Raw genomic sequence first — 15539 nt, forward strand, 5'->3', positions numbered from 1 at the left:
GCTACTACTTAACTATTCATCATAAAATGCTAATGATATGATTTAATTCTCTCATCAAACAATCTCATTAGATTATTGAGCAGCAGTCGTATCTTCAGCCGTACCAGCATCCAAATCACCATCAGCTTGCTCTGCGGTAAGTTCGGTATCTTCAACTGCAGCTTGACTCACTGTGCCAGAAGCAGTGGCTGTACCAGCTTCAGCGCTAACCACTGCCCCACTTGTGTCTTCAGTAGGCGTGACGGTAGCGTCAGCGGCAGTTTCGGTCGCACTCTCGCCCGCACCTACTGTCGCAGTTTCATCGGTATCAGTATCTGCTGACGCGGCTTCTGCGGTATCAGTTGCCGCTGTATCTTCAGCAGCGATCGCTTCTGCTTCATCAGCTGCCGCCGAGGCTTCAGTCGTCTCAGCTGTGATGTGCTCACCTGCTGGACGCAAGAATGCTGAGACACCAATAATTAAGACAATACCCAAAAACAAGGCAATGCCGCCCAAAGCATACATAAACTCTTTTTTTGGATTGTTGTTGACGATATCTTCTGACATACCTTATCCACCTTGCACAAAATATTTGAAATTTTAGCCTATTATATCGCAATTTGTACCAATGTGTTAAAACCCTTAACTATTTGAAGGAATTATTATTTAGTACCTGCTCATAAGCCATTGATGATGCCCCTTTTATCTACCAATACGAGCGCGATCGGTGGCGCGTTTGCCAAGATAGCCCAGCAATAATAATAGCGCAGTGATAAATAAAACTGGGTAATTACCAAAACGCATAAATGGTGTATTACCAACCCGCGCTTGTACATTACCTCGTAATACTGTGCGCTCAAACTGCGGTGCGCGCTCAACGATACGGCCTTTATGGTCGATGATAGCTGTCACACCCGTATTAGTAGCTCGCATAAACCAGCGGCCATTCTCTAACGCGCGCATTTGTACCATTTGTAGATGTTGCAGTGGACCTGCCGAAGTTCCAAACCAAGCATCGTTTGAGATGGTCAATAAAAAGTCAGTACTGATGGCGTTTTTACGAGTGGTATCAGGGTAAGCAACTTCGTAGCAAACCGCTGCGCCTAGATTGTGTCCGCGCACCTGTAATGGTAACTGCTCATCACTACCGCGACTATAACTCATGATGTCTTGGCTACCTGCCAAATTAGGTAATATATCTAATAAGCCCTCAAATGGAATATACTCACCAAATGGCACTAAACGCTGTTTTTTATACAAGCCTTCTGCATCAGCTCCTAGCGCAACGACACTATTATAAAATGGAGGATACTTATCCTGAGTTTCATCAAACGCCGCCTCATCCTTGTAAGGAATCCCTGTCACCCACGTAGTGTCAGTGGCTTTGGCCATTTTTACCATTTCATTGATAAAACCAACCGCTTCTGTCTGAAACATTGGAATCGATGATTCAGGCCAAAGGATAAGATCGCGCCCCCATTCTGTGCTCGTTAGTTTGGCATAAATATTGAGCGTCTCTACCTGATATTCAGTAAGCCATTTTAGATCTTGCGGTATATTGCCTTGAATCAAAGATACGGACAAATCAGGTGTACCCTTTGGCTTGGTCCACTGTGGATTGATCAACCACAATGACGTACTGATGATTAGCAATGCGATTGCAACCACCATGTAACCACCGCGGCGACGCAATAGCTCGACGATACTTGCTGCCAATAGGATGGCGACAAAAGAGATGGCAAACACTCCAGCGACTGGCGCAAGTGATGACAACCAATACTGCTCAGTAAATGCATAGCCGACGAACAACCATGGAAACCCTGTAAACAGCCACGTTTTCATCCATTCCTGTAGCACCCAAAGCGCGGCAAACGATAAAGGCTGCTTACCGACCACACGATTAAACAACAACGCTAAAAAGCCATGGAACAATCCCATTCCTAGACCCATAAGCGCAATCATAATAAGCGCAAGCCATACAGGCGTAGCCCCATAAACGTGAATGGAGGTATATAGCCAAAATGCGCCGACGCACCAAAGCCCCGTACCGTATGCTTGACCGATGATAAACGCACGTTTGCCAGTCATAGCTGGCAGTAATAAACCATATAAAATAGCAGGCGACAATAGCGCTAATGGCCAGATATCATAAGGTGCGAGCGCAAATATGAATATTGCACCTGCAAGCCAAGCAATCAAAATAGTCAACCCAAGCGATAAGCGCTTAGGCTTATTAGGGTTTAAACGCTTTTGTAAATCAACAGTAGACAGGCGCATAGCTATTATCCGAAATCTTATTATTCAAAACGTTAAATCTGAGATTACTTATTTGACAGTGGCTGTTTTTGACAGTAATTGGCTGTAAATTCTCAAAATTAAGAGTGCTTAAAATTAAATGCGCCCATGATACCAGCCTATATTCATTAATGGGTAAATTTGCGTAGCAAAAAGAACATATACTAAAAAGCAAAAAACACGACCGCAGTCGTGTTTTTATCAACCAAGCTTAATATGAATGCGCATGGCGCTTATCGAAGGTTATATCGACTATCTAATAATTGACTGTCTTAATAGACCCTCATCTAATAACTAGATTAACATCAATAAACTAATGGCTACCTATTAATAGACGCTGATCGTCAGTGGTTTTAGTCAGCTCTAGATTTTGAATAAAGCGACCTTCTGCGTTGATTACTTTGATTTTCCAATCATCTATTTGCACGCTTTCACCTTCTAGATCACCCACATAGCCAAGCGTTTGCATGACAAGGCCACCCATCGTATCGACATCGGTATCATCAAAATGACTACCTAGCTCATCATTACAGTCTTCAATTACCGTAGACGCTTGTACTCGCCAAGTATTCGGTTTTTCGGGATCGGCGATAATATTGTTAATATCACTGTCTTCATCAAAATCATCGTGTTCATCGACGATATCCCCGACGATTTCTTCTAACAGGTCCTCCATCGTGACCACACCAGCGAAGTTACCAAACTCATCAACCACAATCGCCATATGTACTTGAGTACGCTGTAATGAGCGCAATAAGGTATCAGAACGTGCGGTCTCACTAATATATAGGGGTTGACGTACCAAGTCTTTTAGACGTTTGCTGTCGATTTTTTCTTCTTGGTCGCGCACCATATGGACAAGAATAGGAATCAAATCTTTTGCGAGTAAAATACCGATAACGGCATCATCATCTTGACTGTCAAAGACAGGGTAGCGCGAATGGGTCGTATCAAGAATGATATCCATCACTTCAGCAAGGCTATTGCTTTCGTGCAAACCAATCACCTGCGGACGCGGTGTCATGATTTCGCGTACTTGCGTCGCTGGTAAGTCCAGTACGCCTTCGAGCATGTCAACTGTATCTGGCTCTAAGAACTGGCGAGAGTCTTGTACCAAACGACTCAATTCATCACGGGTTTCAGGGGCGGTCGATAGCCAGCGTTTTAAGCCGCGCATCGACCAACTACTCGGGCTTGGAGCGTCGTCAGACATGGCGATATGAGTTAACCTCTTTAGTTTAGAATAATTAATGTGTCTATAGAACGGATCATGGAGATTAAATAATAAAATAGATAAGCCTAGGTATCATTAATCAGAAGTATCGTTAATCATTAAGGATAGATAGACCAGTCTAAATTAGCTTCACTTTATCGCAAGCCAATCAGACATTCAACGACAAATTTATCCAAATTGTATTGTCAGTGTGTTATAAACTTTGCTATCGTCAACGACTTTACTTACCTAGCCCACACTTATGTCGCTTCGCTCTCTTTTTTCTCGGCTTCAATCATCACAAAAAGCTACTCTTGGTGCTTTTAAAGACAAGCGCCGCCCTGCGCGCCAGACAAACAGTTGGCGATACTATATTGTCTCTTTTTTGGTCGTTCTTAGTCTATTGCTATCAGCATTTTGGCTACTGATGTTAATTGGATATCAGCTCGGCGCATACAATCCCATAACTTGGCTTGCGTGTGCGTTAGTTATCGGTTTGCTTACATCGCTATTGCTCGTAAAAATTAAGCCAAAGCTTGCAAGTAAAGTTATTAATAATACGTTTCATCGACCCTTTTCACAAAGCACCATTATTACTTGGCTAGCAGGTCTGTATGCTGCTGTTTGGTTGCTGGGGTTTGGATGGTTTTTCTCTATTGAAGCCAAGCAAAGCCGCGACTGGATGCCTGAGGTTAGCCACAGAGTCACCTATGAGCGTGATGAGACTAACCCTGATTTGATCACTTTTACCAATGTGCGTAATTTTGATTGGCATACTAGCGAGGATGCGACTGAACGCTGGGAGACGCGTACAGTTGATATGTCTAAATTGTCCGGTGTCGATGTCACGAACTCTTATTGGATGGGACCGCTGATTGCTCATACCTTAGTCAGTTTTCGCTTCGAAGATGATAGGCCGCTTGCCTTCTCTTTTGAGATTCGTAAAGAAAATGGCGAATCATTTTCAGCGTTTGCAGGCTTTTTTAGACGTTACGAGCTCAGCCTCATCGCCTCAGAGGAGCGCGATATTATTTATACTCGTAGCAATGCGCGCGGTGAGCAAGTGTATTTATTGCCTGTTAGTCATTTGCAGCAGTCGGAAGTCAAGTCATTGTTTGAGTCGTACTTGACCGCGGCTGACGAGCTCAATGCTAAGCCTGCTTGGTATAATACGTTAACCAGTAACTGCACCAATATTATTTTTTATATGGCGCGAATTGTCAGCGGCGAACGTTTGCCATGGGATTATCGAATTTGGGTATCTGGCTGGTTACCAAACTATCTGTATGATGTCGGTATGCTCGATGCCAACCCAAAGGATAGTGGTCAGCCTTGGTCGATGGCTACCTGGTATGAGCGCGCCCATGTTAACCCAAAGGTTAGAGGTTTTGACAATCAGGCCGATTTAGACAATCAGGCCAATAGTAGTAAATTTTCAGCTCAGATTCGCCAAGGTATTCCCATACCACCGCTGGCAGATTCGCAAGCCAAAGCTGACGCAAAAGCTAAGTCTGCTGCCAAGGCTTCTAATGAATAGTGTTTTTAATAGCTAAAGATTTTGACAAACAAGGCGTCAAGACAACTAAGGCGTAACCCAGTTAACCACTCGCGTCTCCATCTCTTCATCAGAGATACCAATCTCAGAGACGCAGCGCCCTGCTACTCCGACATTGGCCGCGCGCATTTGCTGCTGCGTTACGACGGCATCTTGAGTTAATAACAGATGCCAGTCTGGTAGCGATTGACCTTTATGCAAGCGCTTGTACGCGCAGTGCGCTGGCAGCCACATCATATTGGGCAAATTCTCAATCGTCAATTGAATACAATCAGGCACGTATTCTTGGCGCGTATCATAATGTCTGCAGTAGCCTGTCGCGCAGTCCATCAGCTGGCAGGTCACATCCGTATACTCGACCAGCTCTTCCTCATCATCGTCCATATACTTAACTAAACAACAACTGCCACAACCATCACACAATGCTTCCCATTCACTGTGGTTTAATTCATGCAGCTTATATCTGGTCCAAAACTGTGGACGTAGCGTTGCACTATCGGCCTCGTCGGGCTTTGTACTGGTTGTTTTATCAGATACTTTTTTTGAAAATGAACTTGATGGATCTAACAAGTTTGGCCTCATGGAGTCATAATAGGGTTTTATAAAGTCACAGTATCATTTTGATAAAGAGCGTTACAGTATTATAGCTGTTTTTGTTGGACGTGGGCGTTAAGGTAGGACGAGTCAGACGATTGAATACGCACAAACACCTCTAAATAAACTTACAATATAAAAAAGGATAATAATATGTCCATTCAAACTTATGAATTAGTCAGCACGACAGACAATGGCGTTGAGCTCATTAGCTATGTTGCAATACCAGAAGATGCTTCTGATACCAACCCAGCGCCTGGCATTATGGTTGCACCAGAGTGGTGGGGCGTGGTTGACCATCCTAAGACCATCACCGAAAATTTGGCCAAAGCTGGTTATGCTGCCGTGGCAATGGATGTCTACGGTGAAGGCAAACTGACTGCAGATGCTGCCATGGCCAATATGTGGATGGAACAAGTGCTTGCAGACCAAGACATGCTGATGGCACGCTGCCGCCTAATCCTCAATGACTTTAGTAGCCAATTGGCAGTTAATGGCGATAATCTAGGCGCGATTGGTTACTGCTTCGGTGGTAAAGTTGTCCTCGATATGGCGCGCGAGGGTATGCCGTTGAAGGCTGTTGCTAGCTTCCACGGTAACTTAGCGCCAAAGCAGCCTGCAGATAATAACTTTAGCGCAAAAGTGCTCATCGCTCACGGCGCTGATGATTCTATGGTCTCTATGGACGCAGTAGCAGACTTCAAAAAAGAGATGGACAACGCAGGCGCTGACTACACTGTCGACGTTTATGATAACGCCAAACATGGCTTTACCAATCCAAATGCAGATGAGCGCGCTGCTAAGAACGATATTGATTTGGGCTACAACGAAAACGCAGCTAAGCAAAGCTGGGAAAATATGCTTGAGCTTATGAAAGCAAATTTAGGGTAATTATTTAACAGTCTCAACTGATTACAGTGATCATAAAATTCAAAGCGAAGCATGATATTCATGCTTCGCTTTTTTTGTATAAGAAACCCTTTATTAAGCGTGTAAATTCTTACCTAACCTAGACCTTTTTTAAGACGCACCTTTTGCAATAGTGCGTTTGGACAAATTAAAATAAAACAAGCAAACGACTTTAGACGCATTCAACCCTTCATTGTGTAGTAAACTTGACCTTATCATAAAAGTAAAAATATATCGTTCTACTTTTGGCACTCCATTTAAAGAAGGTTGTTATATCAATGAGTAACGCTAGTATCCAGTGGTTCCCCGGGCACATGAACAAAGCCCGTAACGAAATCAAAGAGATTATGCCAGAGATGGATGTCGTCATCGAAGTCATCGATGCACGCATTCCATACAGTAGCGAAAACCCTATGGTCGCAGCGCTACGTGGACAAAAACCCGTCATCAAAATACTCAATAAAGCAGACCTCGCCGACCCTGACCAAACGCAAGCGTGGATTGAGTATTTAGAAAGTCATGATCAAGTAAAAGCCATCGCTTTTGATGATAACAAATCCAACAACGTACATAAAATTGTCGAGCTGTGTAAGCGGCTAATCCCCAATAAAGTCGGTACGGGACGTCAGATCAAAGTGCTGATCATGGGCATACCAAACGTTGGTAAATCGACTTTGATTAACAGTTTAGCGGGACGTAGTATCGCTAAAACAGGCGATGAACCTGCCGTGACTAAATCTCAGCAGCTGATCAAAATCGATAACGACATCATGCTTTATGATACACCTGGTATGCTCTGGCCAAAAATAGAAAACCCAAATTCAGGCTACCGCTTGGCGGCTACGGGTGGTATTAAAGATACGGCTTTTGACTTTGCTGATGTGGCAGGTTACACCGCTGAATATTTAATTGAAGCTTATCCTGAGCTGCTTAAAGAACGCTACAAAATTGAAGATCTACCACAGACTGATTGGGAGTTTTTCGAAGTTGCTGGCCGTAACCGAGGCCTGTTAAAAAAAGGTGGCATCGTTGATACCTACCGTATGTCGGAGATACTCATCAATGAGCTGCGCAGCGGCATATTGGGGCGCATTACTTTAGAGACGCCAAAAATGCGTGAAGCAGAGCTGTTATTGGTAGAAGAGATACGCGCACAGGCTGAAGCGAAAAAAGAAGCTAAGTTAGAGGAAAAGCGTTTACGTAAAAAGCGTGCGCGGAAGAATCGGAAGTAGTGCTTAAGATTATTTAACAGCGCGCTGGGTTCATCCTACAAAAATTTGAGTTTATATATGAATTACGAGCTTAAGTGGTGGTTCCATGAAAATAGATTTTCATTCATTTATTATGGACTTAGTTTGGGTTTATTTCTAATTTTAAGAAGTGTTTTTTATAATACTGCATTGTATACAACTCTGTTCTTAACCTTTATCCCACCATTTATTATGTATTTCGTCGCAAAAAATGAGTCAGATGTTGGGAAAACAGTTTTTTATACTTGGCTGCTCACTTTACTATTTTTTATAACTATTCTTGTTTTAGTAGTCAAATTTCTTTACATGATGTTTGTTATAGCGTTGATAGTTGCTCAGGACATTGCATACAAAATAGTGCATTATCTCAAGTTTAGGGAGTTATTCAAAGTTTATGAGTCACACCCTATTAGCGATTATATTTTATACTCGATTCCCTTTTTAAGTATCGTAGCAATGGCTGCATTCAATTACCCAAGTGATATTATCGAACAAATAAATATAACTTCATTAAGTGAAATTGTTATTAATAATTTTGAAATTGAAGCATTATCTGATTTAGCCAATGTTGTTCATAAGTATGGTATAGATAACCTTAAATCCTTACGAGAGAATATCCTTAAAATTTCTGGTTACGCAGCATTAATAAGCGTTTTGACGTATGGCTTCAAATTCATCAATCCTTTTGAAAACTTTAGTATGTAAGCTGCATAGAGAGCATGGTGCTTTGCTAATAACAGTACAGTATCTAATCATTAATTCTCATAGTAAATCATACAAACCCAACTCATAGAATATGTAGTGGTAAAATAGAATTAATAACCTCAAGTGATAATTAAAAAATCCTATGACTCAAACAACCGTTAACTCAGAACCCTATTTCAACTATGCATCCAAATCACTAAACACCTTTGCCCCACGCCTTCTCGATTGGTTTGCCGAAAATGGTCGCCACGATTTACCTTGGCAACAGCATCAAACCGATACGCCCAATCCTTATGTCGTTTGGTTATCGGAAGTCATGCTCCAGCAAACACAAGTGACTACTGTACTACCCTATTTTGCGCGTTTTATGGCGTCATTCCCAACGGTGCAAGATTTGGCAGCAGCGGATTGGGATACAGTCGCGGAGCATTGGGCGGGTCTAGGCTACTATGCGCGCGCGCGCAATCTGCATAAAGGTGCTAAACAGTTAGTCGACGTAATCGATGAAACTGGCGAATTGCCGCAAACCTTGGCAGGTTGGGAAGCGATATCCGGCGTTGGGCCATCGACCGCTGGGGCAATTATGGCGATGGGACTACATCGTTATGGCGTCATCTGTGATGGTAACGTTAAACGCGTGCTGACACGCTGGGCAGCGATCGATGGCGATATTACCAAATCAGCGACGACTAAAGAGCTGTGGGCATTGGCTGAGCGTTTAACGCCAAAAGAGAGTTCAGGTTTATTTGCGCAAGCTATGATGGATATGGGCGCAACCTTATGTACGCGTAGCAAACCTGCTTGCTTATTGTGTCCACTACAAGATGATTGCTTGGCACATGCACAAGGTCGTGAGACTGAGTATCCTGTTAAGGCGAAAAAACAGCCCAAACCAAGCAAGTTTAGCAATGCGCTATTAATTAAAGATGCAGGTGGTAACATCTTATGGCTACAGCGCCCCGATAACGGTATTTGGGGCGGACTGTGGAGTTTGCCTTTGCAGTTTGTAGAAAAAATTGAAGGCAAAGTGAATAGCAAGACGATTGATAAAAAACAAGTTGCGAACGATGATAAGTTATCAAACGTAGCAAATGATGTCTGTAGTAATGAAAGAGTATACGAAGCGGAATTTACCACCGCTGAGCAAATCATTAATGAATGGCTGATGAAAAATGAGCTGGTAGCAAAATCAGTTAGTAATACTTTACTGACTGACGCACCGATTAAGCATTCACTGACTCATTTTCATTGGTATTTGACACCGCATCAGCTAACAATTGATTCTACAAAAGTAGTAGCGTTAAATGCCAAGCTAAATGCTGCCGAAATAGAGTTTAAATGGCTCACAGCGCAGCAAGCTAAGGACAGCTTAGGACTACCGCGCGCAATGGGGAAAATCATAGAAGGTTAAAATTTAGGATGGTGCTGCGCTTAAGACTTTTTAAGACTTAGGCACGCGCAGACGCATCAAGCCCTCTTGTTGCACAGTAGCAACGAGTTTGCCATCTTGCCAAAACTGACCATGGTTAAGACCCATCGCATTGGATGTTGTATCGCTCCACATATCATATAACAGCCAATCATTTATATCAAAACTGCGATGAAAGTGCATTGAATGATCAATGCTAGCCGCTTGTAGGCCACTGGTCATAAAGCTGATGCCATGGGACATAAGCCCCGTTCCCACTAGATAAAAATCAGAAGAAAATGCCAATAGCGCTTGTTGAATCGCAACTGGTTGCGAGCCTAATTCACGTATGCGTAACCAGCTGGCTTGTTTGGGTTTGGTTGGCACAGGATTTATAGGGTCACGCGGTTTGACAGGCTTAATCTCCACATGACGACGACGCATAAAACGAGCTTTGAGCGCATCTGGTACTTTGCCCACATAACTCTCTTTTAGATCTTGCTCAGTCTGTAAATCTTCAGGTGGTGGATAAACAGGCATGTTTTCTTGATACTCTAAACCCTCTTCCATTGGTGCAAATGAGGCAATCATCGAAAATATGACCTGTTCAACAGGCGGCTTACCACGGACTTGTTTATACTGAATCGCCGTCACTTCGCGTGCTGACAAGCTACGGCCGTCACGTAAGCGCCTTACTTGATAAATCACTGGTTGATTGATATCACCACCGCGCAAAAAATAACCATGTAGCGAGTGACAAGGCTTATCTGTATTCAATGTATGAGCTGCGGCCATCATAGCTTGAGCAAGTACTTGCCCGCCAAATATACGCGTACCAACGTAATCATGGCTTTTGCCTTCAAACACATCTGGACTGACTTCGATAAGTGCCACTGTAGCGAGCAACTCATCAATCAGTTGTGAATAATAGGACATGGCAGTAATTTTCCTTGTTTTTGAGCGACCATTACTGGAGAGCAGTGTTAATACGTGAGCGCGTAAGGGAGCTTGTTTGTCACTTAGAAACAGTGTTTGACTGTAAAATAGAAAACATCTTAACCAATATTGTAGGCTTTGACCAGTTGCCACACGCTTACTCACTCGCATTAACTTGACTACTTAGGTTAGAGTTTATTTATATGAATATATAAATAAACTCTACGTCATTGTAATATAAATTATTGAATGAATAATGATGTAAAAAAAGAGACGCTACTCAATACCTCTTTCGACCATGCTTACGATAGTTATGGCTTCACGGTAACTAGTACACGAATAGAATCCGGTACTAGTGATAAATTTGCTAGCGCTTGCTCACCTTGCGCTTGTAACTGCTCTAGACGCTCAACTTCTTCAGGACGCACATTAGGGTTAATAGTTTGCAGGTGCTTGAGACGTTTGATCTCACGTGACCATTGCTGGTTAAAGCGTGCACTTGCTTGCTCACCAATGTCCGCTAACTGTGCTCGTGCGATCTCCTCAGCTTCATAATAACGACTCTCAATCACATCACTGCGTACTTTGACGACTTGGCGCGCGCGGGTTTTATCCAAACGGTCAATATGTGGCATAATCATCTCGCTACTGATACGCGCAGACAAGTCACTTCCTTGCTCACTGATAAAGACACGAATGTTCTGAGTAGGTAGAGTAGCTGGTAGGTTAAGTAACTTTGGCGCAATCGCTTCAACCCTAAAATGAACCTCAAGCATAATCATACCTTGAGGAATGGCATTGCTCTTGAGCATCGCTACCGTCGTATTGCCAAAGGTACTCGTGCTGGCAAGCTCGTAAATCGATTGCATCAATGGATGCTCATGGGTGACAAAATCGATGTCTTCACGCTGCAGCGCAAGCTTACGATCAAAGGTCAACGTCATACCTTCTTCATCACCCAGTGGCAACCCTTCAATATACTCACTAACTTCGGTGCTATCAAGCGGTGCAAGCACCCAAGAACCATCGCGCTGGATGCTGTAATCGACATTGGCTGATGCCAAAAAGCGCTCAATAAAGGGTGGTAGTACATTGTGTGCATCAAAATCATGCATCGCATCTGCAATACGCCCAGCGACGCGTGGACGGCATGAGTTGTACTCAAGTAGACGATCACGCCCTGCTTGCAGCTGCGCTTCTAGCGCCAAACGCATTTGTAGTGCTTCAGCAATGAGGTCTTGTAAAGCAGCACGGTTTTCAGCGCTATCAGGGCCTTCAAGTAGCGGTTTGAGCGTTTGAATATACTGTTCTTGCACGCTTTGAGCAGTCGGAGATATCTGACTGAACATATTTAGTGCGCTGTTATACCACTGATATAGACGCTCTTGCGCTGTCCCTTGTACATAAGGTACGTGCAGCGTGATTTGCTGCGTTTGTCCAATACGATCTAGGCGACCGATACGCTGCTCTAAAGTATCTGGATTAGCAGGCAGGTCCCATAGTATCAGCTGACTTGCAAATTGAAAATTACGACCTTCAGAGCCGATTTCTGAACACAACAATATCTGCGCGCCTTCTCTATCGGCGAAGAACGCTGCCGCTTGATCGCGCTCAAGTAGTGTCATCTGCTCAGTAAAGATGGCAGTCTTAATACCAGCATGTAAACGCAATACTGCCTCTAAGCTTTCTACGGTTGCACCACTACGAGCAATCAGCAATACTTTTTCGTGTTTAAGCTCACCTTTTAATATATCAATCAACCATGGCACACGTGGATCATCCTCTAGCCAGCCGCCATCGGGCTGATTTTCTTCACCCCACAGCTGCTCACGCAGCTTGCCATTGGTTTGATAGCTGTTCTGCCACGCCTCAGGTAACGGTAAAGGATATGGCTGACTGCTACGTCCATAGAACCCTTTGACACTCTCACGAGTATTACGGAACAACACCCGCCCTGTGCCATGACGATCTAATAGCTCATTAAGGGCATAAGTACGTAATTTGTCATCTTCATTAATCGTTGCCAACTCGTCGGCACTCAAATCCAACAGGGCAGTTAATGCAGCGATTTGTCCGTCATTTAACGGCTTATCGTCAATCAAAACCCTAGCTACTGCTGCAGTTTCAGCAAAGGCTTCTTGACCGGCAATAAACTCATCCAAATCATCAAAGCGATCGGAGTCGAGCAAACGCAAGCGCGCAAAATGACTTTGTACACCCAGCTGTTCAGGCGTGGCCGTTAGTAACATCACACCAGGCGTTTCTTCAGCGAAGTCAGCTACTAAGTCATATTTCTCATTGCCGCCCGTTGCTTCATCCCAGTGCAAATGATGCGCCTCATCGATGACTAACAAATCAAATCCGGCCTCTATCGCTTGATCATATAAGTCAGGATGGTCAAGCAGCAGATCCATGCCAGCGATGATACATTGCTCAGTGGCAAACACATTTTGCTCAGGATCATGCTCTTTAATCGCTGCAGTACGGACCAAATCAAACAAAGCAAAGTTTAGGTTAAAGCGGCGACGTAATTCAACCATCCATTGATATTGCAAACTATCAGGAACCAATACTAAAACGCGCTCAGCTTTACCGGTTAAAAGCTGCTGATGAATAATAAGACCCGCCTCGATAGTTTTACCAAGGCCTACCTCATCGGCAAGTAACACACGCGGTGCAATACGCTTACCGACTTCGTGGGCGATATACAGCTGATGTTCAATAATATCGACACGCGCTCCCATCAAACCCTTTAACGGATGTCCTGCCAGCGCTGATTGCATACGCAATATATCTTGACGCAGCTCATACCAGTCTCCGCGCTCAATACGACCAGCCAACAGTCTTTCGAGCGGCTTTGCTAAAGTGATATTTGCCGCAAGACGAGTTTCCATGATGCCTTTTTCGTGCTCATCGACACTATATTTGAGCACGCCCATCACTTCATCAACCGCAGTGACCGTATAGCTATTTCCTTGCTGATCACTGATACTATCACCAACCTTAAACACGACACGTGACAACGGTGCAGAGTTTTTTGCATACACTCGCGTCTCTTCGCTTTGCGGGAATAAGATATGTACACAGCGGTCGTCTACATCAATAACCACGCCCAAGCCAAGCTCGGACTCAGTGTCAGATAAATGGCGTTGACCAACGGCGAATTCGGTACTATGCAATGAGGCGGTGGAGATAGTCATAAGGCGATGTCTTTTGTACTCAGATGATAAGAAAATGGGCGACAACAACATCGTACTAATCTTAAAAAGCACAATGAAGTTGTTACGATAGTCAGCACTATCGTTTGAAGATGCATATATTAACTTAGTTACGCGACGTTTTAGCGAAACCAGTCAAGTGCACCATTATATAACGTTACCGGCTAAATGCGTGCAATAAGTTGGTTTTTCAAGAGCAGATCAATGAGGAATATAGATAATAAAATGAGTGGCGTTTTACGAAACTTATGGCGAGGATGACACCTATAGCAAGAAGTTGCCATAAATTGGTAGTATTTGTAACCATTATGGCAACTAACATCCATACGCTTACTGACGTATTTTTCAATTTTTGCTCAAAGCATGCTACATTGAGTCGGTACTGATAAAAGCAGCACATAATAACTTGTTACCCAAGATAGTATGTTTTGTTTTATGAAAAATGTCCAAACACCACCTATTCTATTCATCGTCATAAAAACACTACAAGAGACTTTATAAATTAAAAAACTTTAAAAATAAGGATTAATTATGCGAGCGGTTTTTTTAGATAAAGGAACATTTTCTGATGACGTAAACTTGCCAGCACCTGCAGGCGTGACTGACTACATCACTTATGATGACACTTCTGCAGATGCCAACCTCATTATTGAGCGCTGCCAAGATGCTGACATTATCTTTACCAATAAAGTTCAGATTACTGCTGATGTAATTGCTAAGCTCCCTAAACTTAAGCTCATTCAGCTGACTGCCACTGGTATGAACAACGTCGACCAAGAGGCTTGCAAGGCGCACAACGTTACTTTATACAATGTCGCTGGTTACGCGGTCAAAAGCGTTCCTGAACATACCTTTATGCTTATGCTAAACGCAATGCGAGCTGGCATTTATTATCACCAAAAGGTGGCTGATGGCACATGGCGAGAGAACGGTAATTTTTGCCTGCTTGATGTGTCTCTTGTAGATTTAGAAGATAAGACTCTAGGGATTATTGGTGTGGGTACTATTGGTAAGCGTGTGACCGAAATAGCTCGGGCGTTTGGTATGACGGTACTGTGGGCCGAGCATCAAGGACGCACACCGCGTAATGATGACTATACCGCCTTTGAAGAGGTACTCGGCCAATCTGATGTGATAAGTCTGCATTGTCCATTAAATGAGCAGACTAAGCACCTTATCAATCAAGACACCTTAGCCAAAATGAGCAAACAACCTTTGCTGGTAAACGTCGCTCGCGGCGGCATCGTCGATAGTCAAGCCCTAGCAGATGCTGTTCATAATGAACAAATCCTTGGCTACGCAACGGATGTCTTTGAACAAGAACCTATTACCGCAGATGACCCCCTATTGAGTATGAGCGATCATCCACGCGTGATATTTAGCCCGCATAATGCTTGGGGTAGTAAGAGCGCACAAGAGACTCTCTGGCAAATATTAAGCAAACAAGTAGCAGATTTCGTCGCCGATTATCAATAAA

General features: G+C 43.5%; 12 protein-coding genes. 6 read left to right on the plus strand and 6 right to left on the minus strand.

The genetic code is table 11. The annotated features are described in order from the left end of the window. Window positions 1-72: 72 nt before the first annotated feature. The 3 genes from Q0895_RS08575 to Q0895_RS08585 all read right to left on the minus strand — a co-directional run bounded on the left by Q0895_RS08575 (window position 73) and on the right by Q0895_RS08585 (window position 3487). Window positions 73-546, minus strand: coding sequence for a hypothetical protein (locus Q0895_RS08575; protein WP_299187751.1), 474 nt, complete (start codon window positions 544-546; stop codon window positions 73-75). A 135-nt stretch (window positions 547-681) separates the two neighbouring features. Continuing rightward, window positions 682-2256: an apolipoprotein N-acyltransferase gene (lnt, locus tag Q0895_RS08580; RefSeq protein ID WP_299187753.1), complete on the minus strand. Its 1575-nt coding sequence runs from the start codon at window positions 2254-2256 to the stop codon at window positions 682-684. 331 nt (window positions 2257-2587) lie between these two features. Further along, on the minus strand, window positions 2588-3487 hold the full coding sequence (locus Q0895_RS08585; protein WP_299187755.1) for a CBS domain-containing protein: 900 nt from the start codon (window positions 3485-3487) through the stop codon (window positions 2588-2590). Window positions 3488-3749: 262 nt separating this feature from the next. Here Q0895_RS08585 and Q0895_RS08590 point away from each other — a divergent pair, with 262 nt between their 5' ends. Next, window positions 3750-5024 carry a DUF4105 domain-containing protein gene (locus Q0895_RS08590; RefSeq protein WP_299187757.1) on the plus strand — a complete coding sequence of 425 codons (1275 nt, stop codon included), beginning with the start codon at window positions 3750-3752 and terminating at the stop codon, window positions 5022-5024. A 45-nt stretch (window positions 5025-5069) separates the two neighbouring features. On the opposite strand, the gene Q0895_RS08595 is transcribed toward Q0895_RS08590, so the two are convergent. Next, window positions 5070-5624, minus strand: coding sequence for a YcgN family cysteine cluster protein (locus Q0895_RS08595; protein WP_299187760.1), 555 nt, complete (start codon window positions 5622-5624; stop codon window positions 5070-5072). Between the two features lie 165 nt (window positions 5625-5789). Between Q0895_RS08595 and Q0895_RS08600 the strand changes: the two genes are divergently transcribed. From Q0895_RS08600 to mutY, 4 genes are all read left to right on the plus strand, one after another. Further along, a complete protein-coding gene (locus Q0895_RS08600; RefSeq protein ID WP_299187763.1) occupies window positions 5790-6527 on the plus strand; it encodes a dienelactone hydrolase family protein in 738 nt (245 codons plus the stop codon). Window positions 6528-6823: 296 nt separating this feature from the next. Next, window positions 6824-7777 (plus strand): ribosome biogenesis GTPase YlqF, encoded by a 954-nt coding sequence (gene ylqF, locus Q0895_RS08605; protein ID WP_058369580.1) that lies wholly within the window; start codon window positions 6824-6826, stop codon window positions 7775-7777. Window positions 7778-7834: 57 nt separating this feature from the next. Next, a complete protein-coding gene (locus Q0895_RS08610) occupies window positions 7835-8500 on the plus strand; it encodes a hypothetical protein (RefSeq protein ID WP_058369581.1) in 666 nt (221 codons plus the stop codon). Between the two features lie 142 nt (window positions 8501-8642). Further along, the gene (mutY, locus tag Q0895_RS08615; RefSeq protein WP_299187774.1) at window positions 8643-9911 is read left to right on the plus strand and encodes an A/G-specific adenine glycosylase; all 1269 of its coding nucleotides are present in this window, start codon (window positions 8643-8645) and stop codon (window positions 9909-9911) included. 30 nt (window positions 9912-9941) lie between these two features. On the opposite strand, the gene Q0895_RS08620 is transcribed toward mutY, so the two are convergent. Next, window positions 9942-10844, minus strand: a complete 903-nt coding sequence (locus Q0895_RS08620) for an acyl-CoA thioesterase II (protein WP_075103488.1) — start codon at window positions 10842-10844, stop codon at window positions 9942-9944. 311 nt (window positions 10845-11155) lie between these two features. Continuing rightward, complete coding sequence (rapA, locus tag Q0895_RS08625) at window positions 11156-14044, minus strand: RNA polymerase-associated protein RapA (protein WP_299187778.1); 2889 nt, start codon at window positions 14042-14044, stop codon at window positions 11156-11158. Between the two features lie 549 nt (window positions 14045-14593). Between rapA and Q0895_RS08630 the strand changes: the two genes are divergently transcribed. Next, window positions 14594-15538 (plus strand): D-2-hydroxyacid dehydrogenase, encoded by a 945-nt coding sequence (locus Q0895_RS08630; protein WP_299187781.1) that lies wholly within the window; start codon window positions 14594-14596, stop codon window positions 15536-15538. Window position 15539 lies beyond the last annotated feature (1 nt).

The organism is uncultured Psychrobacter sp. (genome assembly GCF_947495825.1).
Taxonomy (GTDB): Bacteria; Pseudomonadota; Gammaproteobacteria; order Pseudomonadales; family Moraxellaceae; genus Psychrobacter.